We start from the raw sequence: 24,430 nt of genomic DNA, 5'->3' as shown, positions 1-24,430 counted from the left end.
GCAATTGACTTATCAGGCGCTGAAGGTACCTTCTGGAAGTGTTCTAAAAATTGGGGGCGCCAATGCATGGAAAATTGGCGCCGGTCTTCGTCCAGGGCACCCTTGGCGAAAATGAGGAGATGCCATGCGTTATTCTACCGTTCTGATTGGACTATCCGTCGCAATTCTGTCTGTTGCTGGAGCCCGGGCGCAAGACGCCGGCGACGCCACGGCAGGAGCGACAGTTTTCAAGAAATGTGCAGTCTGTCACGTGGCCGATACCGACAAGAACAAGGTCGGACCGTCGTTGAACAAATTGATGGGCAGAACCGCTGGAACCCATCCAGGTTTCAGCTATTCACCTGCAATGAAGGCGGCAGGCGCGGCCGGACTTGTCTGGGACACAGCCAGCCTTCGTGATTATCTGCACGATCCGAAGGCCAAGGTCAAAGGCACGAAAATGGCCTTTCCCGGTCTGAAGGACGACAAGGAAATCACTGACCTTGAAGCCTATCTGAATCAATACAAATAGCCGGATCGCCGCCGGTCGACCTGGCCGGCGGCACCTCAGGCAATCTCACGCCATTTGATCGAACAGCCGACCGATGCGATCTGCTCGCGCGGCCCCTGCCCCGTATTGGCGACTTGCTTCATCGCCTCGAACAGGTCGCGGCGGATATCTGGCGCTGCCGCCTCCTTGCGCGATGCGTCGAGGCGTCCACGATATTGTAATTCGCCCGCGCCATTGAACCCGAAGAAATCGGGCGTGCAGACGGCCCCGTATGTACGTGCTACGCTCTGGTCGGCGTCATGCAGATAGGGAAACGGGAAACCGTTGTCGCGGGCAAAAACCTTCATGTTTTCAAACGAATCGGCGGGATAGGCATCTGCGTCGTTGGCGTTTATTGCAACGAAGCCGATGCCGAGTTCCTTGAGATCCCGGGCGTCGCGGACGATGCGCTGGATAACGGCTTTCACATAAGGACAATGGTTGCAGATGAAAGCAACGACCAGCCCCCTGTCACCTGCCTGCGCCAGAATGGAATGCTGCCGGTCATCGGTACCGGTCAGGCTCGCATCAACGGCCTTCCAGGCAAAATCACAAAGGGGTGGTATCGCCGCCATTGTCTTCTCCTCCGCTCAAGCTGCTGCGCGATGCCTCGCATGGTCGGCAGCATGACGGATTGCAGCGATATTGTCAGCATAGGCCGCCTTGCCATTGCCCTTGAAGACCGCCGATCCAGCGACAAGCACATTTGCCCCTGCCGCTGCAACGAGCGGTGCGGTTTCAGGCGTCACGCCGCCATCGATTTCGATATGAATCGGGCGGTTGCCGATCATCGCCTTTACGCGCCTTACCTTGTCGACGACCGAGGGGATGAACGCCTGTCCGCCGAAACCCGGATTGACCGTCATCAAGAGCACAAGATCGAGCCGATCCAGCACATATTCGATGACGCTTTCCGGAGTCGACGGGTTGAGCGACACACCCGCCTTCTTGCCGAGACTGCGAATTGCCTGCAGCGAGCGATCAAGATGCGGACCAGCTTCCGCATGCACTGTGATGAAATCGCAGCCCGCCTCGGCAAAGGCGCCAAGATAGGCATCCGTCGGGGCGATCATGAGATGACAATCGAATATCGCGGACGTCCGGTTGCGGATGGATTTAATGATCTGCGGCCCGAACGTAATGTTGGGCACGAAATGCCCATCCATCACGTCGAGATGCACCCAGTCGGCACCCGCCGCCATGACGTCTTCGACTTCCTGGCCGAGCCGGGAAAAATCTGCCGAAAGCACGGACGGCGCAATGAGTACGTTCCTGTTCATGGCGTTTTCTCCTCTCCTGACGATGCGGAAAACACACGGCTGACCCTGATATCGTCCGCAGTAATCGTTGAAAGCGCCGCCGCATCTGTCGGCCCGTTGGATGCCTCGAACAATCGGTTTGCATGGCGAAGTCGCGCCCTGTCGAGCGCATTGCGAATGGAGCGGGCGTTGGCAAAGTGCGGCTGCTTGCGGCGCCGTTCGATATAGTCGGCCATGATGGCCCGGCCTTCCGCATCGAACGTATAGTTCTGCTTCGACAGCATCGTCTCGGAAATGCTCAGCAACTCGTCCGAGCTATAATCCGGAAAATCGATATGGTGGGCGATGCGCGAACGAAAACCGGGATTGCTCTCGAAGAACTTGTCCATGCGATCGGCATAGCCAGCGAGAATCACTACGAGATCGTCGCGCTGGTTTTCCATCACCTGCAACAGTATCTCGATTGCTTCCTGTCCGTAGTCGCGCTCGTTCTCCTGGCGGTGCAGATAATAAGCCTCGTCAATGAACAATACGCCGCCCATGGCTTTCTTCAGGATCTCCTTGGTCTTCGGGGCGGTATGCCCGATATATTGCCCGACCAGATCGTCACGCGTCACAGAGACGAGATGGCCCTTGCGGATATAGCCGAGGCGATGCAACAGGTCCGCCATGCGCATTGCAACCGTGGTCTTGCCGGTGCCGGGGTTACCGCTGAAGCTCATGTGCAGCGTCGGCGTTTCATGGGCGAGACCCATGCGCCGGCGTGCCCGCTCGACAAGCAGCAATGCTGCAGTCTCCTTGATCCGCTGCTTGACCGGCTTCAGGCCGATCAAGTCGCGGTCGAGTTCGTCCAGCACCTCCTTGACGCCGGATTCGACATATTCGGCGCGCAGGTCGATGGCAGACGGAACCTCCACAGGAGGCCCGTCGAGTTGTGTGATGCTGGCATCAGCCATAGCGCTGCCCCGCTGGCTTGTCCGTTGCGTAGGACCGCGTCGTGTAGCGAACCACGCGGCCTGCGCTTTCCTGCCTTGCAAGATGGAACCCGGGCTCTTCAGCAGGCCGGTTGACGAGGAACGACAGCTTGACCGATTCCCAGCCATGGCTGTTGTCGAAGGCGACAAGGCGAATGTAATAATCGCCATAGACCTTGCGGCATTCCTTCAGCTCCATCATGAGAGCAGCTGCATCCGGATTGTCGAACATTGGGTGCGCCCACATATCCCAATATGTGTTGCGCGGATGCGGGTCATCAGTGAATTCAAGGCTGACCGCCCAGCCATTGTCGATGCAATATTGCACCTGCTTGGCGATTTGCTGATCTGTCAGGTCAGGCAGGAACGAGAATGCTCCTTGAGTGATACGCATGTCGTTTCTCCTATTCTGCTGCTGTTGCCGTCGGAATGAAGTCCGGCGAGTCGGTTGAGGTATAGTTGAAGGAAACGTCCTTCCAGATTTCGAGCGCCTGCTGCAGAGGCTGGCAGGTGCGTGCTGCCATACGCAGGATCTCCGGTCCTTCATTGACGATGTCACGGCCTTCGTTACGCGCCAACACCATGCATTCGAGTGCGACGCGGTTGGCCGTTGCACCGGCTGCAATGCCGAGCGGGTGACCGATGGTGCCGCCGCCGAACTGCAGAACGACATCCTCGCCCAGAAGGTCGAGCAGCTGGTGCATCTGGCCGGCGTGGATACCGCCCGAGGCCACCGGCATCATCTTGTTGAGCGAGGCCCAATGCTGGTCGAAGAACACGCCGTTCTCCAGCCGCATCGGGTTGAAGTCCTCGCGGCAGATGTCGTAGTAGCCGCGCGTGGTGGCAGGGTCACCTTCCAGCTTGCCGACGACAGTACCCGCATGGATATGATCCACGCCGGCAAGCCGCATCCACTTGGCGATAACGCGGAACGACACGCCATGTGACTTCTGCCGCGTGTAGGTCGAGTGTCCGGCGCGATGCAGATGCAGGATCATATCGTTGCGCCGCGCCCACTTGGCCATCGACTGGATCGCCGTGTAACCGATGACCAGATCGATCATGACGATGTTCGAACCGAGCTCCTTGGCGAAATCGGCACGCTCATACATATCTTCCATGGTGGCAGCTGTAACGTTTAGATAGCTGCCCTTGATCTCGCCTGTTGCGGCCTGCGCCTTGTTGACGGCCTCCATGCAGTAGAGGAAGCGCTCACGCCAGTGCATGAAGGGCTGCGAGTTGATGTTCTCGTCATCCTTGGTGAAATCCAGACCGCCCTTCAGCGCCTCGTAGACGACGCGGCCATAGTTGCGGCCAGACAGTCCGAGCTTCGGCTTCACCGTCGCACCCAGCAATGGACGTCCGAACTTGTCGAGGCGTTCGCGTTCAACGACGATACCCGTTGGCGGGCCCTGGAAGGTCTTCACATAGGCCACCGGCAGGCGCATGTCTTCCAACCGCAAAGCCTTCAAAGGCTTGAAGCCAAAGACGTTGCCGATGATCGATGCCGTCAGGTTCGAGATGGAGCCCGGCTCGAACAAGTCGAGATCATAGGCAATGTAGGCGAAGTATTGGCCTTCACCGTTCGGAACCGGATCGACGCGGTACGCCTTGGCACGGTACTTCTCCGTTGCGGTCAGCCGGTCCGTCCACACGACGGTCCAGGTGGCCGTCGAAGATTCACCGGCAACGGCAGCCGCCGCTTCGATCGGATCGACGCCATCCTGCGGCGTGATGCGAAACAGCGCGATGATGTCGGTGTCCTTTGGTTCGTAGTCAGGCTCCCAGTAGCCCATCTTCTTGTATTCCATGACACCGGACCTGTAGCGGTCCTTTCCTGTGACCGTTTCTGACTTGTTTGACATGATGAGGTCCTTTCCTTGGTAATTTTGATTTCAAGCAGCCTTGGCTGCAGCGATTTGCGGATCGAGTTTGCCGGCGGCGTAGCGTTTTGCCATTTCATCGAGTCCGATGACCTTGATCCGCGATGCGTTGCCCGCCGTGCCGAACCGCTCGAAGCGGTCACGGCAAAGATCGCGCATGGCATCCATGGCCGGTTTGAGGAATTTGCGTGGATCGAACTCGGCAGGATTTTCCGTGGCGATCCGGCGGAACTGGCCGCTCATGGCCATGCGGCAGTCCGTATCGATATTGACCTTGCGCACACCGTGGCGGATGCCGCGCTCGATCTCCTCGACAGGCACCCCGTAGGTTTGCGGCATCTCGCCGCCGAAGCGGTTGATGATGTCCTGCAAGGCTTGCGGAACGGACGACGAGCCATGCATGACCAGATGCGTATTGGGTAGCTTGCGGTGGATTTCCTCGATGACGCCCATCGCCAGGATGTCGCCATCGGGGGCGCGGGTGAACTTGTAGGCGCCGTGCGACGTACCGCAGGCGATAGCCAGCGCATCGACCTTGGTGCGAAGCACGAAATCCACTGCCTGATCCGGATCGGTCACGAGCTGGTCATGACTGAGAACGCCGCTCGCACCATGACCGTCTTCAGCCTCGGCTTCACCGCTTTCGAGCGAACCAAGCACACCGAGTTCACCTTCGACCGAAACGCCGACCCAATGGGCGATGGTGGCGACCCGCTTCGTGATCTCGACATTATACTCGTATGAGGCTGGCGTTGCCGCATCGGCTTCGAGCGAGCCGTCCATCATGACCGAAGTGAATCCATGGCGAACCGCGGTCAGGCAGGTGGCCTCATCATTGCCGTGATCCTGATGCAGGCAGATCGGAATCGATGGATAGATATCCGCCAACGCATCGATCATCCGCGCCAGCATCAAATCCTTGGCATAGGAGCGTGCACCGCGCGATGCCTGCAGGATAACCGGCGCATCGCAGGCTGCCGCAGCTTCCATCACGGCAAGCCCCTGCTCCATATTGTTGATGTTGAAGGCGGGAACGCCGTAACCATACTCGGCAGCATGATCGAGCAATTGTCGCAAGGTTATCCGGGCCATGATCAATACTCCTTTCAGTTCAGTTGATGAGCTTGCGCGCCGTGGCGACGATGTTTTCAGGCGTGATATTGAAATGACGGTAGAGATCCGGCGCCGGGGCGCTGGCGCCAAAGCCCTCCATGCCGATGAAGGCACCCTTTTCACCGATCCAGCGATCCCAGCCCAGGCGAGCGGCAGCCTCGATACCAATGCGGGGTGCCGCCGCCAGGACCGAACGGCGATAGGCCGGGGTTTGCGCTTCGAACAACTCCCAGGACGGCATCGAGACAACGGCGGCCGGGATCTTGTACTGTCCGCGCAGCATGTCGGCGGCGGTACAGGCGATCTCGACTTCGGAGCCAGTCGCCATCAGCGTGATTGCGCGTGGCTCCGCTGTTTCGCGCAGGACATAGGCGCCGCGGCTGGACCGGTTTTCCTCCGCATGAGCGTGACGCAGCATCGCGAGATTCTGGCGTGACAGGACGATGACACTCGGCCGGTCGGAATATTTCAGTGCGAGCTCCCAGCACTCGGCGGTTTCGATGATATCGGCCGGGCGGAACACGTTTATGCCGGGCGTTGCCCGCAGCATCGCCAGATGTTCGATCGGCTGATGGGTCGGACCATCCTCACCGAGACCGATCGAGTCATGGGTCATGACGTAGATGACCTGCTGACCCATCAGCGCCGAGAGACGCATCGCACCCCGCGCGTAATCGGCGAAGGCCAGGAACGTGCCGCCATAGGGAATAAAGCCGCCATGCAGGGCAAGGCCGTTCATCGCCGCCGCCATGCCATGTTCGCGGATGCCATAATGGATATAGCGGCCGGAAAAACTTTGCGGTGTAACGTCGCGCATTCCCGGCGTAACGGTCAGGTTCGAGTGGGTAAGGTCAGCCGAACCGCCGATCGTCAGATCGGTTGCATTGTTGATAACGGCAAGCACCATTTCCGAAGCCTTGCGTGTCGCGACCTTGGTTGCCTTTTCGACATGTTCGCAGCGGAATGCGTTAAGCTCTTCAAAAAGGCTCGTCGGCAACTGCTTCAGAACGGCTTGCCTGAGGTCGTCCCCATGCGGTGATGCCGCCATTCGTACACACCATTCGCGCCGCTCGTCGGCTCCACGACGGGCCACATCGTGCCAGGTCTCGATGATGTCTTCGGGAACCTCGAATGGCTGATGCGGCCAGTCGATTGCCTGACGTACTGCCGCGATTTCGCTGTCGCCCAGAGGCGCACCATGGGTCTTCTCGGTTCCCTGCAGGTTCGGCGCGCCCTTGCCGATGATGGTCCGGCACGAGATCAGCGACGGCCGGTCGGAAGACCTGGCGCGGGCAATGGCATCGGCGATTTCTTCGTAGTCGTGACCGTCGATCTCCTGGACATCGAAACCCGCCGCCTCGAACCGCATCAACTGATCCATCGATGTCGAAAGAGAGGTCGGCCCGTCGATCGAGATGGAGTTGTTGTCCCAGAAGACGATGAGCTTCGACAGTCTCAAATGACCGGCAAGATCGATTGCCTCGTGACTTATGCCCTCCTGCAGGCAGCCATCTCCTGCGATCACATAAGTATGGTGATCGACGATATCTTCGCCGAACCGCTGCACAAGCAAACGTTCGGCCAGCGCCATACCGACGGCTGTCGCGATACCCTGCCCGAGCGGGCCGGTGGTCATCTCGATACCCTGCGCATGACCAAATTCCGGGTGACCGGCCGTCTTGGCGCCAAGCTGGCGGAAACGCTGCAGTTCCTCGATCGGCATGTCAGGATAGCCAATCAGATAATGCAGCGCGTATTGCAGCATCGAGCCGTGTCCGGCCGACAAAACGAATCTGTCACGATCCGGCCACTGCGGATGCAATGGATCGAGCTTGATGAAGCGGTTGAAGAGAACCGTTGCGACGTCGGCCATGCCCATCGGCATGCCGGGATGCCCGGAATTGGCCTTCTGGACGCTGTCCATGACCAGCGCCCGGATTGCATTTGCCATATCCCGTTCCGAAACGGTTTCGGTTTCCGGCATTTCTTGAAGCAAAGCTTGCGTATTCATCGCTATCTCCTTCACGAGGCGCGGTTTTTGCGTTCGATCAACTGCATGATCAGCGGCGTCAGGATAAGTTGCATGGCGAGATCCAGCTTGTTGCCGGGGACGACGATCGAATTGGCCCGCGACATGAAGGAATCGTGGATCATCGACAGCAGATAGGGGAAATCGATCCCGCGCGGCCGGGCAAAACGGATCACCAGCATCGACTCGTCCGGTGTCGGTATCCACCGCGCAATGAACGGGTTTGACGTATCGACAATCGGTACGCGCTGGAAATTGATGTCGGTCAGCGTGAATTGCGGCGTGATGTAACGCACATAATCGGGCATGCGGCGCAGGATCACATCCATGACCGCCTCGGTGGAATAGCCGCGCGTCGAACGATCGCGATGGATCTTCTGGATCCATTCAAGATTGATCACGGGAACGACGCCGATCTTCAGATCCGCGTGGCGGGCAAGGTTGACGCCCTCAGCTACGGCGCAGCCATGCAAGCCTTCATAGAACAGCAAGGTGCTCGGCGGAAAATCGCGCCATTCTGTGAATGTGCCCGCCGGCGTGTCGTATTGCGCGGCTTCCTCTTCGTCGTGGATGTAGCTACGCGTCTGGCCCGTACCCCTGCGGCCGTATTCCTCGAAAACCTCATCCAGCTTATTCAACTCGTTGGCATCGACGTGGAAATGCGTGAAGTTGGGGTTACCCTTGGCTTCTTCCTCCGCAACCTTCGCCTTCATGGCATTGCGGTCATACCGGTGGAATGCGTCGCCCTCGATGAAAGCGGCCTCAATATGCTCGCGGCGGAAAATCTGCTCGAAGATGCGCTTCACGGAGGTCGTTCCCGCGCCTGACGAGCCAGTGATCGATATGATTGGGTGCTTTGCCGACATGTTTTCCTCCTCCACTCAAACCCTGAACAGGCCACGCTTGCTGAACAGCGGCGCGCGTTCGCCGATGTTGCTGGGCTCGGTGTGATACCGGCTGATACGAGCTACTTCCCTGGCCGAACCGAAGATGAACGGCACACGCTGATGCATGGTCTTCGGTGTCAGATCGAGTATGCGGCTCGCCGTGTTGGTCGCGGCGCCACCCGCCTGCTCGATGAGAAAGGCAATGGGATTGGCCTCGTAGACGAGACGTATGCGGCCGTCGCCATAGCCCTTGCGCCTGTCCCCCGGATAAAGAAAGACGCCGCTGCGCATCAGGATCCGGTAGGTTTCCGCGACCAGGGATGCGATCCAGCGCATGTTGAAATCACGCTCGCGCGGCCCTTCGCTACCCTTGAGGCAGTCATCGACATAGAGCTGCACCGCCTCGTCCCAATGGCGGTAGTTGGCGGCATTGATGGCGAATTCATAGGCACGATCGGGAATAACGATGCTCGCATACGCCTGAATGAAGGTTCCGAGCCGCGCCGAAAACACGAAGACATGCGTGCCGCTGCCCAGCGTGAGCACCAAGGCGAGTTGGGGTCCATAAATGAAGAAACCGGCAGCGAGCTGGCGATCGCCTTTCTGGAAAAACGATGCGCCAGGCTCGCTGTCCGGCTCGCCTGCCACCGGGAGGATGGAGAAGATGGTCCCTATCGAGACATTGGTGTCGATGTTGGATGAGCCATCCAGCGGATCGATAGCCAGCGCCAATGGTGCGCTTGGGTCGAGCAAGGCTGGATGGGCGAGTTCCTCGGAGCCATAAAGTGCAACAGGAGCCTGACGCATGGCCTCGAGGAACATGTCGTCTGCAAAGATATCGAGGTCCTTCTGGGCATCGCCATCGGCATTCTTGCTGCCATGGCTGCTGGCGAAGGCCTTGCCGAGAGCACCCTGATTGATCGTGTTGCGGATCTTGACCGCAGTCAGGGACAGCTGGCGCACGACCAGCGAAACGGAAGCGCGCAGCGTATCGCCGCTCTCCGCATAGGATCCAAGAAAGGCATCTAGTGTTGCCGTGGTCATGGTAGTCCTCCCTGTCCGATTGTCTCCGCATCGGACTTCGGACATGGAACCATGCGGACCATACTTAGTAAAATTTATTATATTTACGCATTCGATAAATTCTATTAACTGGTGGAATGCGCAATTTGAATTTGAAGCAACTGCGGGCGATACAGGCGATCATGCAGCACGGCACGATCGCCGCCGCAGCCAATGCGTTGGGGCTGACGCCACCGGCGGTAACCATCCAGCTCAAACTTCTTGAAGAAGATGCCAATATCATCCTTTTCGATCGCACGAATGAGGGCCTGCGACCGACCGCCGCCGGGCTGGCGTTTCTCGATGCTGCGCAAATGGTCGACGAAAGACTGCGCCTCCTCGAAGACGAGATTGATGCGATAAAGGGGTTGCGCATCGGCAGTCTGACGCTGGGAGTCGTATCGACGGCAAAGTATTTCGCGCCGCAACTGATGGCGATTTTTCGCAAGGAACACCCGGATATCGCCATAAAGCTCGCCATCGGCAACCGCGCCGAGACGATTGCCGGGCTGAAAAGCCATGCCGTCGATCTCGCCTTGATGGGCCGACCGCCAAAGGACGTTCCCTTGCGTTCGGCCGTTTTCGGCGATCACCCGCTGGTGATGATCGCCGCTCCCGATCACCCGCTCGCCAAATGCCGCGATATCACCAAGGAACGCATCGCACAGGAGCATTTCCTCATTCGCGAACCGGGATCCGGCACGCGTATATCGCTGGAGATTTTCCTCAGCGAACTGCCGGGCCGGCTTGATGATCTCGGCACGGAAATGTCCTCGAACGAGACAATCAAGCAGGCGGTGATGGCGGGGCTCGGCATTGCCTTCATTTCCGCCCACACGATCGCACTGGAGCTCGATGTCGGCAGGCTTGTGATGCTCGACGTGATCGGCATGCCAATCCGCCGCCAATGGTTTTCCGTCGTACGCACCGACCGGACCATGTCACCGGCCATGCGTGCATTCCAGGATTTTCTCAGCCGTAAAGGCGCGCAATGCCTGCCGGCAATCGACCGGCTATACCCGGCAACGGAGAATTAACCCGTTTTAGTGAAGCCGATACCGAAGAGAAAACCTTATCAGTGCTTTGAAATGCCCTCCGGAGGTTCTATATTGCAAGTGAAACCGCGCCTATTCTGGTGCCGGTGAACAGGGGCAATCTCCATGGACTCAATGGCGGGAATTTTTCGCGCGGCGGTGGCCATTGGCTTTGTTTTTGTGCTCGGCACAGAAATTGCCTCGGCACAATCCACCAATTCTGGATGCGCGCTGACGCAAGTCGGTGGGACCGGAAGGCAGATATTGAAATGCCGTGGCGGCCTCACTATTACCGCTGAACGCGGCGCTAGGTACACGTTGTTGGACCGCAGCCGCGACGGCATCGTCGATGCGGTTCGGGCCCGGAGCAAGGCGATATTGCTCGATGCTCCGAAGTCGCCATCCGGATTCGTGGTCGACACGCCGCAGGCCATCGCAGCGGTCCGGGGTACGAAATGGGCTGTCGATGTCAGCGCGGGCAAGACGGCAGTTTTCGTTGTCAGGGGTGCGGTCAGCGTCAGGCGGCAGGCCGCACCCGCGGCTGTCGTGCTCGGACCGGGTGAAGGCGTTGATGTGGACGAAAGCAGCAGCGCACTTGTTGTGAAGCGGTGGCCCCAACCTCGTGTCAACGCATTGATGGCGCGTCTCGGTCAATAATCACCCATGTCCAGTCGTACACGGCAGATAATGGTCGCACTGATCCTTGCGGGCATGTGGGGCGCCGGGCTCGGCCTGATGCACATCAGGGGAAACACCTGGTTTCTGGAACGCGTCGAAGCTACCTTCGCCGATCTGCGCACCAATATCCGCGGCAAAAAGCCGGCACCGGATGCTGTCACAATCATAGCTATTGACGACCCGACAGTGACGCTGGTCGGGAGTTATCCTGTTCCCCGCTCGACGCTCGCTGCTGTCGTCGACGCAATTGCCGAGCTCAAACCAAAAGTCATTGCGCTGGATTTGCTTCTGGTGGATCGCGGCCAGGAAGATGGCGACCGCAAGCTCGCGGCGTCGCTCGGGAAAGCCACGACACTTCTGGCGGGAGCGGCCGTTTTCGCAAGTGGCAAGCAATTGACAGAGCCGGCGCACGACGACGCGCTTGATCGCATTCCGGATGCTGTCAGCTTGTTGCTCCCGCAGCAGGAATTTGCCGATATCGCGCCCGTGGGCATTGTGAACGTCGCAACCGACCAATCCGGAACGCCGCGCTTCATCCCGATGCTGTTCAAGAAGGGTGACGAGGTCCAGCCCTCTTTTCCACTGCGTGCAGTTGCGCTTGCCGCCGGAGTCGACCCTGTATTCGAGCCCGGCGGCATCGCGCTGGGTGAGCGACACATCCGCACCGATATCGGCCAATCGTTTCCTCTGACCTTCTATGGCCCGAGGAGTACGATAAAAACGATCAGCGCCACTGCCGCGCTGGATGGTCAGCTCGAGGCCAAGGACATTACCGGCAAGATTGTCGTGCTGGGGACGACGGTAACCGGCGGCGGTGACGTTTTCCCGACACCATTCGATCAGGTGCTTCCCGGCGTGGAGGTCATCTCAACCGCAATAGCTCAACTTGTAGCGGGCGATGCCACCGTCCGCGATCGTCATATCCGGCTGATCGATGCAGGCTTTGCCGTCGGCCTGCCGCTTATTCTCGTTGGACTGCTCGCGTGGCGGCGCAGTATCATTGGCCTTGCCGCAATAGTCGCCGTCGTCTGCGCATGGCTCGTCATCAATATGGTCGCGTTTGCAAATGGCATCTGGCTCAGCGCCACAATTCCTATCGCGGCTGCAGTTCCCCCACTCATTCTATTTGGAGCGAGCCAGCTTTTGCTTGATCGGCGCCGCGCGCAGCATTTTGCTCGGCAGAGCGCGATGCTGCAAAGCGTGCAAGCGCCGGGACTTGGAAAATGGCTGGCAAGAAACCCCGATTTTCTGGCCGAGCCCGTTCGCCAGGACGCCGCTGTGGTTTTCATCGACCTTTCCGGATTTACCGGCCTTAGCGAGGTTCTTGGGCCTAACGCCACCCGCGAATTATTGAACGGGTTTTACGAGCTGGTCGACGAGGAAGTCGCGGCCGCCAACGGTACAATTACGAGTTTCATGGGCGACGGCGCGATGATCCTTTTCGGATTGCCGGAGCCAACCCCGCAAGACGCGGCCAATGCCACACTCTGCTGCATAAGGCTATCCAACAGAACGAAACTATGGCTCGCCTCGCTTCCCGCATCGACCGCATCGCGCATCGGGTTCAAACTGGGTGCACATTTCGGCACAGTGGTTGCTTCCCGACTCGGCGGCGGCGATCGCCAGCAGATCACCGCGACCGGAGATACGGTAAACGTCGCTAGCCGGCTCATGGAAGTGGCCAAGAAGAACCACGCGGAACTCGCGCTGACGACCGATATCCTGCACATCGCGGGCCCGGACAGCGAGCCGTACAAGACTGGCGTTCTGAGCGGACCGCTCGAAACGGAAATACGCGGCCGCTCCGGCTCGGTGACGATCTGGCTTTGGAGCGGCGACGATAAAGTTTGAAAGAGCGTGTAGGATTGCCGCTTGCGCCAACGTCCTTTGGGAGTACCAATCAAGAGGAGGTTTTTTATGTCCTATGTCGATGGTTTCTTACTTGCCGTTCCTAAAGCAAAGCTTGAAGCCTACAAGGAACTCGCACGCAAGGCGGGAGAGGTCTGGAAAGACCATGGTGCGCTCGCCTTTGTCGAGTGCGTCGCCGATGATGTACCCTATGGTGAACTTACTTCCTTCCCGCGCGCTGTGCAGGCAAAAGACGACGAGATCGTCGTCTTTTCCTGGATCGTTTATGAATCGCGCGAAAAGCGTGATGCCATCAATGCGAAGGTGATGGCGGACCCTCGCCTGAATGGCGACGCGGCCAACATGCCCTTCGACGGCAAGCGTATGATCTTCGGCGGATTTGCGCCTATCGTGGAGCTGTAAGTAACGCTTACCGGACCAATATTCCAACTCCAGCGCCGCGCCGGCGATAACGGCGCGGCGATGAAAAGATAGTAATTTCCAGCGACGTTTTCGATATTCTGTGCACCGATACTTTCGATGAGACGACTACCTGTATTTCTCGTTTATGAAATGCTAGGGTGAGGTTCTACGGATTGCGAGTTCATGTCCACAGCCGATTCCGGCAGGGAGGGGACAATAGAATGGCTGTAGTCTTTATTCTTGCTTTTGTTGCAGTTGCGTCAGTCTTGTTTCATCTTTTGAGTCCCTGGTGGTGGACGCCGATCGCGTCCAATTGGCAATACATCGATAATACAATCATCATTACTTTCTGGATCACCGGTTTCGTGTTCGTCGCGGTGGTCTTGTTCGTCGCATATTGCGTCTTGCGTTTCCGCCACAAACCAGGAAACCGGGCGCACTATGAACCGGAAAACAGGAAGCTTGAATTCTGGCTCGCCACGGTGACCACCATTGGCGTTGTCGCCATGCTTGCGCCCGGTTTGTTCGTGTGGAACCACTTCGTCAATGTGCCGAGCGATGCGACCGAGGTCGAAGTCGTGGGCCAGCAGTGGCTCTGGAGCTTCCGGTTGCCTGGAGCAAATGGCAAGCTAGGAACGTCGGAAACCCGTGATATCACCGCAGAAAATCCGCTCGGCGTGAACAAGAACGACAGCGCAGGGCTCGACGACATCATCATTCAGGGCGGCGAACTGCATCTTCCGATCGGAAAGCCTGTGAAGATGGTGCTTCGCTCGATCGATGTCCTGCATGATTTCTACGTGCCGGAATTCCGGGCGAAAATGGACATGGTGCCTGGCATGGTCACCTATTTCTGGATTACGCCGACACGAACGGGCACGTTCGAAGTCCTTTGTGCCGAGCTTTGTGGCGTCGGGCACCCGCAAATGCGTGGAACGGTGGTGGTCGACAACGAGGCCGACTACCAAACCTGGCTGCAGCAACAGCAGACATTCACACAGATGATGGCAGCATCCGGAGAACCGCAGACGGCACAGTGAAAACGGCACCGCTCTTCGGGAGAAAGAGCGAACACAGGGAGGGCAATAGATGGTCAATATTCCATCCAGCATCAACGACCCCATTCCGGCAGCGGAAGTCGAAGATGTGGAGCTTTATCACCCGCATAGCTGGTGGACGACCTACGTCTTCAGCCAGGACGCCAAAGTCATCGCCATCCAGTATTCGTTGACAGCCATTTCGATCGGCCTCGTTGCGCTGGTCCTATCCTGGCTGATGCGGCTGCAACTTGCTTTCCCCGGCGTTTTCACCTTCATCGATGCCGACCGCTACTACCAGTTCATCACCATGCACGGCATGATCATGGTGATTTATCTCCTGACTGCGCTCTTCCTGGGTGGTTTCGGCAATTACCTGATACCGCTGATGCTCGGAGCACGGGACATGGTGTTCCCGTACGCAAATATGCTGAGCTATTGGATTTACCTTCTTGCCGTGCTTGTTCTGGTCGCGGGCTTCTTCGCACCGGGCGGACCGACGGGCGCCGGCTGGACGCTTTATCCACCACAAGCGATCCTGTCTGGCACGCCGGGCGGGCAGGATTGGGGCATCATCCTGATGCTGAGTTCGCTGATCCTGTTCATCATCGGCTTCACCATGGGCGGGTTGAACTATGTCGTCACGGTCCTGCAAGGGCGCGCGCGCGGTATGACATTGATGCGCATGCCCTTGACGATCTGGGGCATTTTCACCGCGACGGTCATGGCGCTGCTCGCCTTCCCTGCCCTGTTCGTCGCCTCCGTCATGATGCTGTTCGACCGCGTCCTTGGCACCAGCTTCTTCATGCCCGCAATCGTCGAGATGGGAACACAGCTGCAACATGGCGGCGGCAGTCCGATCCTTTTCCAGCATCTGTTCTGGTTCTTCGGCCATCCGGAAGTCTATATCGTCGCCTTGCCGGCCTTCGGTATCGTGTCGGACCTCATCAGTGTTCATGCCCGCAAGAATATCTTCGGGTACCGAATGATGGTCTGGGCGATGGTGATCATCGGTGCGTTGAGCTTCGTTGTCTGGGCACACCACATGTATGTCAGCGGCATGAATCCCAATTTCGGGTTCTTCTTTGCTACGACGACCTTGATTATCGCAGTTCCCACGGCCATCAAGGTCTATAACTGGGTTCTCACTCTATGGCGCGGCGATATCCACCTGACGATACCCATGCTCTTCGCGCTCGGCTTCATCGTGACATTCGTCAATGGCGGCTTGACGGGCCTGTTTCTCGGCAATGTCGTCGTGGACGTTCCGCTTTCCGATACGATGTTCGTCGTCGCACATTTTCACATGGTGATGGGCGTTGCGCCAATCATGGTGATCTTCGGCGCGATCTACCATTGGTATCCAAAGATCACCGGGCGAATGCTGGATGAAACCATGGGGCGGATTCATTTCTGGGTGACGTTCCTCGGCGCCTATCTGATCTTCTTCCCGATGCACTATCTCGGTCTGCTGGGGGCTCCGCGCCGTTACTACGAACTCGGCGAATCCGTGGTCAACCCGCCGTCGGCGCATGATTTGAATATCTTCATCACCATGATGGCGCTGACTGTCGGTGCCGCACAGGTCCTCTTCCTGTTCAATGCCGCCTGGAGTCTGCGACACGGAAAAGACGCGGGGGGAAATCCCTGGCGGGCAACGACGCTCGAATGGCAGACGCCGACAACACCGCCGCCGCATGGCAATTTTGGCAAGGAACTGCCGGTCGTCTATCGCTGGGCCTATGATTACAGCGTTCCAGGCGCTCCCGAGGATTTCATTCCACAGAATGAGCCCGATCCCGAGAACCGGTCGCGAGAGCACGCATCATGAGCGCAATCCTGATCTTTCTGGCCGGACTGGCGTCGATCATCATCTGGTGGATGGCACAGCAGCGTCTGACGTCCAAACCATGGCTCGAGTCCGCGCGAGCCAGTGACATTTTCCCGGTTACGCGGTCACAGATACCGACTGTAAAAATCGGCCTCGGCGTATTTCTCGCCGTGGTCGGCGCGTTGTTCACGCTTTTCATCAGTGCATACTTCATGCGCATGGGACTGCAGGATTGGTGGGCCATTCCCCTGCCCGGCGTCCTCTGGGTCAATACAGCTGCGCTCGTTGTGAGCAGCATTGCCCTGGAGATGGCGAAATCCTCGGCGCAGCAAAACGATGCCAACGCCATGAGAATCGCGCTTCTGGCAAGTTTCGTGACCGCGATCGGCTTCCTGGCCGGCCAGTTATTCGCCTGGCACGAGTTGGTGTCTGAGGGCTATGTCCTCGCCGACAATCCTGCCAACAGCTTCTTCTATCTGATCACGGGAATGCACGGACTGCACATTCTTGGTGGCCTTCTGGTGCTAAGCCGAACCACGTTCAACGTATGGCAGGGCGAACCGCCAAAAGAGGCGCGACTCAGCATCGAACTGTGCGCCATGTACTGGCATTTCATGCTCATCGTCTGGCTGGTCATTTTTGCGCTGTTCGCAGGCTGGGCCAATGATTTCGTCGATATCTGCCGGCAACTGTTGACCTGAGGATGTGACAATGACCGACGTCGTGGAAACCGAAACCAGAGTATCCCAACCGCGGCCCGACGGCCTGCGCGGCTTCGCTTCCGACTGGGCTTCCGACCAGCGAACATTCAAGAACGTCTCCTGGGGGAAGGCCATGATGTGGATATTCCTTCTCAGCGATACGTTCGTCTTCGGTTGTTTCCTGCTGGCCTATATGAGCGCCCGCATGTCGACGACTGTTCCCTGGCCCAATCCGAGCGAAGTCTTTGCGTTGAATATCGGCGGAACGGAAGTTCCCCTGATTCTGATCGCCATCATGACGTTCGTTCTCATCAGCAGCAGCGGTACGATGGCTATGGCCGTCAATTTCGGTTACCGGCGCGACCGCCGCAAGACGGCGCTATTGATGCTGCTGACCGCATTGTTTGGCGCGACCTTTGTGGGGATGCAGGCTTTCGAATGGACCAAGTTGATCTCCGAAGGAGTTCGTCCATGGGGAAATCCGTGGGGCGCCCCACAGTTTGGTTCGACTTTTTTCATGATCACCGGCTTTCACGGTACGCACGTCACAATCGGCGTCATCTTCCTGATCATCATAGCCCGGAAGGTCTGGCGCGGCGATTTCGACACGGAGAAACGCGGCTTCTTCACCAGTCGGAAGGGCCACTATGAAATCGTCGAAATCACTGGCCTCTACTGGCACTTCGTCGATCTGGTCTGGGTTTTTATCTTCGCTTTCTTCTATTTGTGGTAGGGCTCGAATCATGACACAACCGGCAACGCAACCGGCAGCTCATACGGAACATCAAGAGCACCCGATCAAGCTTTACCTCGTTGTTTGGGGTCTGCTCTTCGTTCTTAGTCTATGCTCGTATCTGGTCGACTACGTCGGTCTTCATGGCTATCTGCGCTGGTCGCTTATCCTGCTTTTCATGATCCTCAAGGCCGGATTGATCGTCGCGATCTTCATGCACATGGCATGGGAAAGGTTGGCCCTCATCTACGCCATCATACTGCCGCCCCTCCTTGTATTGGTATTCGTGGCGATGATGGTTTCGGAATCCCACTACGTACTGCTCAGCCGGATGACCTTCTTCGGCACTGGGCCGTAGAGCTTCTGATAGGCACAAAAAAACGCGGCACCCAAAGGTGCCGCGTTTTTTGTTCATTCAAGCCTTTCTGCGCGATCGTGGCTTCGCCACGTTCTGAACTTCCACGCTCGGGAGCGGTACGACAACCTTGCGGTAAAGATGCCATGTCGCATGGCCGAGTACCGGGATGAAGATCGCCAGGCCGACGAACAGCGTCAAGAAGCCGACGAAGAGCAGCGCGGCCACTATCAAGCCCCACAATAGCATCGGTATCGGATTGGCAAGGACGGCCTTGATCGATGTTACGACTGCCGCCAATGCACCCACATCCCGATCGAGGAGAAGCGGAAAGGTGATGACGCTGGTGCAAAGGACAACGACGGAAAAGACAAATCCAATCGCGTTACCGAGGATGATCATCCGCCAGCCCTCAGATGTGTTGAACACCTGGTTCAGGAAGGCACTGATAGACTCCGGCGCTGCGGGACCGAACAGGTTCACGTAAAGCGCCTGGGCAGTGAGCAGCCATACGATGAAGATCGCAAAGAGCAATATACCGACGGCGAAGATCGATGGCATGGCAGGCGATCGCCTGACCTCAAGTGCGTGCTGCCATGATGTATCCAGACCGAGCTCCCGCCTGCGGCTGATCTCATAAAGACCGAGCGCTGCAAACGGACCGATTAACGCGAAACCCGACATCAGCGGAAACAGGATCGGCAGCGCGTTGGCTCCCGACGACCAGCGCGCCAATACCAGGCCGGCGACAGGATAAATCAGGCATAGGAACACATAGTGCGAGGGCTTTTCCCAAAAATCGTCGAGCCCCTGACGAAGCGCAGCAAAAACATCTGCCACACTGATTTTACGCACCTCAGGATAGGCGCTGGTATCATTTGCGCCAGCGATCACATGAAATTGTGCCATGAGCAATTCTCCCAATCTCGTTTCGAGCGGGAAAGGCACCAGTGGTACCATGCTAGAGGCGGTACCAATGGACCTAAACCTGCACAAGACAAAACATACGCGAATCGGAAAAATTAAGCCAGAGACATTAGCCCCGTCAGGGTGGTCACTCGGCGGCGCAAAATCATTGCCGAGCCACCATCGTGGCGATCCATGATCGAACAGTATCTGCAGAGTCCACCTTGAATTCGGCAACGCTCTCGAAAGGCGGATCACCCACTCTTACCGAGCGTCCTCCAGTTTCGTTGGCAAAGCGGAACATGGTCTCGTCGGTCAGATCATCGCCCATCACGAGGAGCTTGCGGCCTGCATAGGGTGCGGTTTCCATGAAGTGCGCGACCGCCATGCCCTTATTGGTTCCGGCAGGTCCAATTTCAATGACCATCTTGCCGTCCTGGCGCTTCCACCCATAACCGAGATCCTTGACCAGCCCATCGACTGCATGCGTGGCGGCAATGGCGGCTTCCGGCACCTGCCGGTAGTGCACGGCGAGCCCCAAGCCCTTGTCTTCGATCACCATTCCCGGCCATCGGCTCGCAAATTTTTGCAACACCATGCGCGGCTTGTCGAGCGCGGCTGCCTCCATTCCCTTCCGGAGAATTTCTGCATTTTCCCTGCGGATTTCCGCGCCATGAAGTCCTGCGACGGTGAAGTGATAGGGTTCAAACATTGCATCGACGGCAGCAATGGAACGGCCGGTCACGAGCGCCATGGCACCATCTACCTTTTGCGACAGCTTCAGGAGTTGAAGCGGCAACTCTGGGGGAACGACGATGCTTTCAGGCGTTGCCGCAAGATCAATCAGCGTGCCGTCAATGTCTATGAAAAGCGCCCAACCATTCAGATCGTCTGGCAGTGGGTGGCTTGCATTATCGACCGCCGTGCTCGGCTGCATATCTCTTTCCTTTGCTGGGACTCGCATAATTGGAGAACTCAACCAGCCCGAAATCGTTCAATGAAAGTTGACTTGCTGCCACTTTTTTCCGGAACCATCATGAATTTGAAGAGTTGGTTAGAGTCCTGACTGCATGCAAGGGACATTTTATGGGACGGCTAGTCGTAATCTCAAATCGCACGGCGAATTTGGGAAAGAATACTCAAATTGGCGGACTCGCTGTCGGTATCGTGGATGCACTTAAGGCTCAAGGCGGCCTTTGGGCCGGCTGGGACGGAGGTGTCGTAGACGCCGAAGAAACCGCAACAACCAAGATTCAGACCCATGGCAATGTCACGAGCCTGACCATCCCCCTGACGAGCGAGGAACACGAAAAATACTACCTCGGCTTCGCCAACAAGGTCCTTTGGCCCGCCTTTCATTATCGCCTTGACCTGATGGATTATCGCATGGAGTTTGTGGATTGCTATTCTGCAACCAATGCGAAGTTCGCGGAGATGGTCAGTCCGCATCTGCGGGACGACGACGTTATCTGGGTGCATGACTACCATCTGATACCCATGGCTGCGGAGCTTCGCAAACGGGGACACAAGAACAGGATCGGATTTTTCCTGCACATCCCGTTCCCCTCTGCGGACATCTTCTCCGCCGTCCCTCGCCACGAATGGCTGCGATATTGCATGCTGCAGTTTGATCTCATCGGCTTCCAGACGATGAATGACGTCCATAATTTTCATCGCTATCTGAAAGAATATTCCGATGCGGCAATCATTTCGCCGGAACTTGTCCGGGTCAACGATCGCACAATCCATATCGGGCATTTCCCCATCGGCATCGATGTGAAGCAGTTTGCGAAAGTGTCGGCCCGAACCGACGATACGATCGAACTTGAACGTATGCGCCGTACCGTTCTGAAGCGCTTCCAGGTCATTTCTGCGGATCGCCTCGACTATTCGAAAGGCCTGCCGCACCGCATGAAAGCCTTTAGAAAATTTTTGGAGATTTGTCCGGAATATCAGGGGCATGCGGACTACTTGCAGATTGCCTCTCCATCCAGGGAGGATGTTACCGCCTATTCCGATATCAAGGCCGAACTCGAGCAGCTCGCCGGCGCGGTCAATGGCAGGTTCGCGGATTTCAACTGGGCGCCTGTCCAATACATCAATCGCAACATTCCAAGAGAGAAGCTAGCCCCTCTGTTTCGGGCAAGTCTGATCGGGCTGATAACGCCGTTGCGGGACGGAATGAACCTTGTGGCCAAAGAATACATCGCCGCTCAGGACAACAAGGATCCAGGCATCCTCATCCTCTCCAAGTTCGCCGGCGCAGCCGAGGAACTGAGCGAGGCACTCATTGTAAATCCCTACGATATCAGCGAGGTCGCGCACGCTTTGAAGACAGCTGTCACAATGCCGTTGGAAGAGCGGCAACTACGCCATCGCAAGCTTCTGAAACGCGTCGTCGATCGCGATGCGCAATGGTGGCAGCGGGAATATCTCCATGCGCTGCAACATGGCGATCAGCACTCCGCCAATGAACGGGTTGCGTGAAGACTATGACCCTGCCCAATTCCGCCTATCGCATTCAATTGAGGAACGGACTGTCCTTCAATGACATCGCTGCGATCGTGCCATACCTGAATAATCTCGGCATCGACACGCTCACCATTTCTCCAATTTTCAGCTCGATCGATGTCGGGCGGGGCAAGAAATCCTATAACCCGACGAAGCTGGACAGGGAGGCCGGGGGTGAAGACGGCTTCGTCGCCCTCGATTCTGCACTTCGCAAGTTCGGTATGGGCCTCATCGTCGATATCAATCCAAATCAGCTGCCTGCGACCCACCACAATCCCTGGTGGTTTGATGTTCTCGAATGGGGATCAAAGAGCCGCTACGCCGATCATTTCGACGTGGACTGGAAGAAGCGCCTGGCGTTGCCTGTTCTGCAGCGCCCGTTGATCGAAGAAGTCCAGGCCGAGACTCTACAGCTCAAATTCGATGCGAATAAATTTGCCCTCGGCATCTCTTACGGCGAGGTCTTCTATCCGCTATATCCAAAATCCTATGAAACTATCCTTCGCGGGGTCGACAACCCTCTCTCGAATGATTTCCTGGATGCAGTAAACGAGGCCGACCCGCAACGATCCGACGAATTTCATGTCCGGTTGCGGGAACTCTACGACACTAGTGAACTCGCTCATCGTCTCGTGCTTGCGTCGCGACTGAAAGATATCTCACAGGACATCTCGATGCTCGAAGACGTGCTTTCGGCGCAAAAGTGGCGTCTGGTGACACGTCAGAAAGCCCGCCGCCGGATGAACTACCGCCACTCGTTCGAATCCATGCACTCTGTCGGGGTTCAGGTCGAAAAGACACAACCATTCAAGGATTTTCACGAGGTTCCACTCGATCTGCTCGAGATCAGCCAAGTCATTGGTTTTCGTGTCAACCAGATCGACGGTCTGGCCGATCCTGAAACATATTCGCAGGAATTGCGTCGGCACGCCGGTGAAAAAGCCTATCTGGTCGCCGACAAGATTCTCCTGGACGGTGAACCTTATCCCGCTTCATGGCATGTCGATGGAACCGCAGGTTACGAGTTCATTTCGGTGACCGCGAACCTAATGGTGGATCATGCAAAGCTGGCTGCGCTCGAACAACTCTACAGCCGCAATATTGGTGCGCAAAGTACGCTCCACTATCGCGGGGCAAAGTCAGCTGTACTGCACAGCAGATTCGCTGCGGAACTACAGGCTCTGGTCGACCTGCTCATCGTGATAGAACCGAATGCAGCGGACGAGCTTGAACTGAGGCGCGCGGTAAGTGATCTCGTTATCGAACTCCCGGTTTTCCGGACCTATTCGAATGAGGCGGGAATTCTCGGATCCTATCGATCCATTCTTCAGTCCACCATTTCCGATATCCTGGCACGCCCCGACGCTGCCGATCCCGCTCCGCTGAAATTCGTACAGCGCATATTGGAAGCGGCGAATGATCCCGACGGAAAAATCGGCCAATTCATTGTGAGATTCCAGCAATTGACTGCCGCTGTCATGGCACAGGCAATCGAACAATCATACCAATATGGCCGTGGGCCGATCGCTCTTGACGAAGTCATATTACGCTCGAGTGATGCCGGGGATCCAGTGCAGCTTTTCCACGAAAAGATGATGCGCAAAGCCACGGTCGCGCCTAAAGGCATGCTGGCGACAACGTTTTCCTACACTACCAAATTCGGCGAGGATGCGAGAATGCGGCTTCTCGCGCTGTCCGAAGCGCCGGAAATCTGGTGCGAGGCGGTGGCGCGCTGGCGCACGCTCCATGCGGGCAATGTGGCGACGATCGAGGAAACGCCGGCGCCGGATCCTCAGACTGAATGGCTGATCTATCAAACCCTTGCTGCGATCTGGCCTTTGACGCTGCAGATCGACGATGAAAACAGTCTGCAGGCTGTCCGTAACGATCTTTGCGCATTCATCCAGAAAGCGATCAGCGAAATTCAAAGAGATTCCTTCTGGACGGAAATAAACAAGCCCTATGAGCTGGCCGTGATGGACTATATCGATCAGCTCTTCGCCGACCGTTCTTTCCTTCTCGACTTCACGAAGACCATGGGGCCCTTCTGGATAGCCGGGGCGCTCAATAGTTTTTCGCAAACCGTCCTCAAGGCAACTGCTCCCGGCGTTCCTGTCATCTACAATGGAGCGGAATCCTGGGATTTCGCCGTGTCGAACATTCCGGCATCGAATGACATTGATTTCGATGCGCTTACTGCCCGGCTTTCCTATGCAGATCAGTGCCCCTTGAACATTCTCCTGGAAGATTGGCATACGGGTGCCATCAAACAGCGGCTCGTCGCCGCCCATCTTCGAGCAAGAAAGCGCAAGCCTGAACTGTTCATCGGGGGCCAATACATTCCTCTGAAGGTAACCGGCAAGAAGCGAAGAAACGTTATCGCTTTTCTGCGCAAGCACGAATCCGACTATTGTCTGGTCGCCGTGCCTCGCCAACCCTTCGAAGCGGTGAAACGGTTTCACGAACCCTTCATGCCGATACCCGCATGGGGCGACACCGCTGTGCATGTTCCAGCGGAAATCAACGGCAAGGAATTTCAGGATATCATGACGGGAAATCGATTGACCTTGACGGACAAGTGTCTCGTGGCCGATGCGATGCGGGGATTTTCCACGCTGTCGCTGATGTCGGATTAGC

The 24,430-nt window shown here is 57.2% G+C and carries 23 protein-coding genes; 12 read left to right on the top strand and 11 right to left on the bottom strand.

Features of this window, described 5'->3' with window-relative positions; translation table 11 throughout:
* Positions 1-124 precede the first annotated feature (124 nt).
* Positions 125-511, top strand: coding sequence for a c-type cytochrome (locus PHA01_RS19340; RefSeq protein ID WP_224506291.1), 387 nt, complete (start codon positions 125-127; stop codon positions 509-511).
* Between the two features lie 35 nt (positions 512-546).
* On the opposite strand, the gene PHA01_RS19335 is transcribed toward PHA01_RS19340, so the two are convergent.
* From PHA01_RS19335 to PHA01_RS19295, 9 genes are read right to left on the bottom strand one after another with little or no spacing between them, the layout of a single operon-like run.
* Positions 547-1,104 (bottom strand): thioredoxin family protein, encoded by a 558-nt coding sequence (locus PHA01_RS19335; protein WP_271897999.1) that lies wholly within the window; start codon positions 1,102-1,104, stop codon positions 547-549.
* Between the two features lie 15 nt (positions 1,105-1,119).
* Entirely contained in the window at positions 1,120-1,809 is a 690-nt protein-coding gene (gene rpe / locus PHA01_RS19330; RefSeq protein WP_112529057.1) for a ribulose-phosphate 3-epimerase, read from the bottom strand.
* The gene (gene cbbX / locus PHA01_RS19325; protein WP_271897998.1) at positions 1,806-2,744 is read right to left on the bottom strand and encodes a CbbX protein; all 939 of its coding nucleotides are present in this window, start codon (positions 2,742-2,744) and stop codon (positions 1,806-1,808) included. The genes rpe and cbbX overlap by 4 nt, the downstream gene beginning before the upstream one ends.
* A complete protein-coding gene (locus PHA01_RS19320) occupies positions 2,737-3,156 on the bottom strand; it encodes a ribulose bisphosphate carboxylase small subunit (RefSeq protein WP_271897997.1) in 420 nt (139 codons plus the stop codon). The genes cbbX and PHA01_RS19320 overlap by 8 nt, the downstream gene beginning before the upstream one ends.
* A 10-nt stretch (positions 3,157-3,166) precedes the next feature.
* On the bottom strand, positions 3,167-4,627 hold the full coding sequence (locus PHA01_RS19315) for a form I ribulose bisphosphate carboxylase large subunit (protein WP_271897996.1): 1,461 nt from the start codon (positions 4,625-4,627) through the stop codon (positions 3,167-3,169).
* A 30-nt stretch (positions 4,628-4,657) separates the two neighbouring features.
* The gene (gene fba, locus PHA01_RS19310) at positions 4,658-5,737 is read right to left on the bottom strand and encodes a class II fructose-bisphosphate aldolase (protein ID WP_271897995.1); all 1,080 of its coding nucleotides are present in this window, start codon (positions 5,735-5,737) and stop codon (positions 4,658-4,660) included.
* A gap of 19 nt (positions 5,738-5,756) precedes the next feature.
* Positions 5,757-7,769, bottom strand: a complete 2,013-nt coding sequence (gene tkt, locus PHA01_RS19305; RefSeq protein WP_271897994.1) for a transketolase — start codon at positions 7,767-7,769, stop codon at positions 5,757-5,759.
* An 11-nt stretch (positions 7,770-7,780) separates the two neighbouring features.
* Positions 7,781-8,653, bottom strand: a complete 873-nt coding sequence (locus PHA01_RS19300; RefSeq protein WP_271897993.1) for a phosphoribulokinase — start codon at positions 8,651-8,653, stop codon at positions 7,781-7,783.
* Between the two features lie 15 nt (positions 8,654-8,668).
* On the bottom strand, positions 8,669-9,718 hold the full coding sequence (locus PHA01_RS19295) for a class 1 fructose-bisphosphatase (protein WP_271897992.1): 1,050 nt from the start codon (positions 9,716-9,718) through the stop codon (positions 8,669-8,671).
* Positions 9,719-9,834: 116 nt separating this feature from the next.
* Between PHA01_RS19295 and PHA01_RS19290 the strand changes: the two genes are divergently transcribed.
* The 9 genes from PHA01_RS19290 (at position 9,835) to PHA01_RS19250 (ending at position 18,379) form a co-directional block, all read left to right on the top strand.
* Positions 9,835-10,773 carry a LysR family transcriptional regulator gene (locus PHA01_RS19290; protein ID WP_112529041.1) on the top strand — a complete coding sequence of 313 codons (939 nt, stop codon included), beginning with the start codon at positions 9,835-9,837 and terminating at the stop codon, positions 10,771-10,773.
* A 132-nt stretch (positions 10,774-10,905) separates the two neighbouring features.
* Positions 10,906-11,427, top strand: coding sequence for a FecR domain-containing protein (locus PHA01_RS19285; protein ID WP_417020993.1), 522 nt, complete (start codon positions 10,906-10,908; stop codon positions 11,425-11,427).
* Between the two features lie 6 nt (positions 11,428-11,433).
* A complete protein-coding gene (locus PHA01_RS19280; RefSeq protein WP_271897990.1) occupies positions 11,434-13,299 on the top strand; it encodes a CHASE2 domain-containing protein in 1,866 nt (621 codons plus the stop codon).
* 66 nt (positions 13,300-13,365) lie between these two features.
* On the top strand, positions 13,366-13,719 hold the full coding sequence (locus tag PHA01_RS19275) for a DUF1428 domain-containing protein (protein ID WP_271897989.1): 354 nt from the start codon (positions 13,366-13,368) through the stop codon (positions 13,717-13,719).
* Positions 13,720-13,940: 221 nt separating this feature from the next.
* A complete protein-coding gene (locus PHA01_RS19270) occupies positions 13,941-14,759 on the top strand; it encodes a cytochrome c oxidase subunit II (protein ID WP_271897987.1) in 819 nt (272 codons plus the stop codon).
* 49 nt (positions 14,760-14,808) lie between these two features.
* A complete protein-coding gene (gene ctaD / locus PHA01_RS19265) occupies positions 14,809-16,587 on the top strand; it encodes a cytochrome c oxidase subunit I (protein WP_271897986.1) in 1,779 nt (592 codons plus the stop codon).
* Positions 16,584-17,288: a cytochrome c oxidase subunit 3 gene (locus PHA01_RS19260; RefSeq protein ID WP_271897985.1), complete on the top strand. Its 705-nt coding sequence runs from the start codon at positions 16,584-16,586 to the stop codon at positions 17,286-17,288. Before ctaD ends, PHA01_RS19260 begins: the two co-directional genes overlap by 4 nt.
* A gap of 10 nt (positions 17,289-17,298) precedes the next feature.
* Positions 17,299-18,021, top strand: coding sequence for a heme-copper oxidase subunit III family protein (locus PHA01_RS19255; RefSeq protein ID WP_271897984.1), 723 nt, complete (start codon positions 17,299-17,301; stop codon positions 18,019-18,021).
* 10 nt (positions 18,022-18,031) lie between these two features.
* On the top strand, positions 18,032-18,379 hold the full coding sequence (locus PHA01_RS19250; RefSeq protein WP_271897983.1) for a cytochrome C oxidase subunit IV family protein: 348 nt from the start codon (positions 18,032-18,034) through the stop codon (positions 18,377-18,379).
* Positions 18,380-18,436: 57 nt separating this feature from the next.
* Here the strand turns inward: PHA01_RS19250 and PHA01_RS19245 are convergent, their stop codons facing one another.
* Together PHA01_RS19245 and otsB are read right to left on the bottom strand one after the other, a co-directional pair.
* Positions 18,437-19,285, bottom strand: a complete 849-nt coding sequence (locus tag PHA01_RS19245; protein ID WP_271897982.1) for a DUF2189 domain-containing protein — start codon at positions 19,283-19,285, stop codon at positions 18,437-18,439.
* A gap of 163 nt (positions 19,286-19,448) precedes the next feature.
* Positions 19,449-20,219: a trehalose-phosphatase gene (gene otsB / locus PHA01_RS19240; RefSeq protein ID WP_271897981.1), complete on the bottom strand. Its 771-nt coding sequence runs from the start codon at positions 20,217-20,219 to the stop codon at positions 19,449-19,451.
* Between the two features lie 188 nt (positions 20,220-20,407).
* Between otsB and PHA01_RS19235 the strand changes: the two genes are divergently transcribed.
* Together PHA01_RS19235 and treY are read left to right on the top strand one after the other, a co-directional pair.
* A complete protein-coding gene (locus PHA01_RS19235; RefSeq protein ID WP_271897980.1) occupies positions 20,408-21,769 on the top strand; it encodes an alpha,alpha-trehalose-phosphate synthase (UDP-forming) in 1,362 nt (453 codons plus the stop codon).
* A 5-nt stretch (positions 21,770-21,774) separates the two neighbouring features.
* The gene (treY, locus tag PHA01_RS19230) at positions 21,775-24,429 is read left to right on the top strand and encodes a malto-oligosyltrehalose synthase (protein WP_271898078.1); all 2,655 of its coding nucleotides are present in this window, start codon (positions 21,775-21,777) and stop codon (positions 24,427-24,429) included.
* Position 24,430: the final 1 nt, after the last annotated feature.

Source organism: Candidatus Phyllobacterium onerii (assembly GCF_028331445.1).
GTDB classification, from domain to species: Bacteria; Pseudomonadota; Alphaproteobacteria; order Rhizobiales; family Rhizobiaceae; genus Phyllobacterium; species Phyllobacterium onerii.
This window is presented reverse-complemented; position numbering and strand designations above follow the sequence as displayed.

Bases quoted from the DNA above. Each gene is read 5' to 3' on its own strand.
- PHA01_RS19340 (WP_224506291.1), top strand. From the start codon at position 125: ATGCGTTATTCTACCGTTCTGATTGGACTATCCGTCGCAATTCTGTCT.
- PHA01_RS19335 (WP_271897999.1), bottom strand. From the start codon at position 1,104: ATGGCGGCGATACCACCCCTTTGTGATTTTGCCTGGAAGGCCGTTGAT.
- rpe (WP_112529057.1), bottom strand. From the start codon at position 1,809: ATGAACAGGAACGTACTCATTGCGCCGTCCGTGCTTTCGGCAGATTTT.
- cbbX (WP_271897998.1), bottom strand. From the start codon at position 2,744: ATGGCTGATGCCAGCATCACACAACTCGACGGGCCTCCTGTGGAGGTT.
- PHA01_RS19320 (WP_271897997.1), bottom strand. From the start codon at position 3,156: ATGCGTATCACTCAAGGAGCATTCTCGTTCCTGCCTGACCTGACAGAT.
- PHA01_RS19315 (WP_271897996.1), bottom strand. From the start codon at position 4,627: ATGTCAAACAAGTCAGAAACGGTCACAGGAAAGGACCGCTACAGGTCC.
- fba (WP_271897995.1), bottom strand. From the start codon at position 5,737: ATGGCCCGGATAACCTTGCGACAATTGCTCGATCATGCTGCCGAGTAT.
- tkt (WP_271897994.1), bottom strand. From the start codon at position 7,769: ATGAATACGCAAGCTTTGCTTCAAGAAATGCCGGAAACCGAAACCGTT.
- PHA01_RS19300 (WP_271897993.1), bottom strand. From the start codon at position 8,653: ATGTCGGCAAAGCACCCAATCATATCGATCACTGGCTCGTCAGGCGCG.
- PHA01_RS19295 (WP_271897992.1), bottom strand. From the start codon at position 9,718: ATGACCACGGCAACACTAGATGCCTTTCTTGGATCCTATGCGGAGAGC.
- PHA01_RS19290 (WP_112529041.1), top strand. From the start codon at position 9,835: ATGCGCAATTTGAATTTGAAGCAACTGCGGGCGATACAGGCGATCATG.
- PHA01_RS19285 (WP_417020993.1), top strand. From the start codon at position 10,906: ATGGCGGGAATTTTTCGCGCGGCGGTGGCCATTGGCTTTGTTTTTGTG.
- PHA01_RS19280 (WP_271897990.1), top strand. From the start codon at position 11,434: ATGTCCAGTCGTACACGGCAGATAATGGTCGCACTGATCCTTGCGGGC.
- PHA01_RS19275 (WP_271897989.1), top strand. From the start codon at position 13,366: ATGTCCTATGTCGATGGTTTCTTACTTGCCGTTCCTAAAGCAAAGCTT.
- PHA01_RS19270 (WP_271897987.1), top strand. From the start codon at position 13,941: ATGGCTGTAGTCTTTATTCTTGCTTTTGTTGCAGTTGCGTCAGTCTTG.
- ctaD (WP_271897986.1), top strand. From the start codon at position 14,809: ATGGTCAATATTCCATCCAGCATCAACGACCCCATTCCGGCAGCGGAA.
- PHA01_RS19260 (WP_271897985.1), top strand. From the start codon at position 16,584: ATGAGCGCAATCCTGATCTTTCTGGCCGGACTGGCGTCGATCATCATC.
- PHA01_RS19255 (WP_271897984.1), top strand. From the start codon at position 17,299: ATGACCGACGTCGTGGAAACCGAAACCAGAGTATCCCAACCGCGGCCC.
- PHA01_RS19250 (WP_271897983.1), top strand. From the start codon at position 18,032: ATGACACAACCGGCAACGCAACCGGCAGCTCATACGGAACATCAAGAG.
- PHA01_RS19245 (WP_271897982.1), bottom strand. From the start codon at position 19,285: ATGGCACAATTTCATGTGATCGCTGGCGCAAATGATACCAGCGCCTAT.
- otsB (WP_271897981.1), bottom strand. From the start codon at position 20,219: ATGCAGCCGAGCACGGCGGTCGATAATGCAAGCCACCCACTGCCAGAC.
- treY (WP_271898078.1), top strand. From the start codon at position 21,775: ATGACCCTGCCCAATTCCGCCTATCGCATTCAATTGAGGAACGGACTG.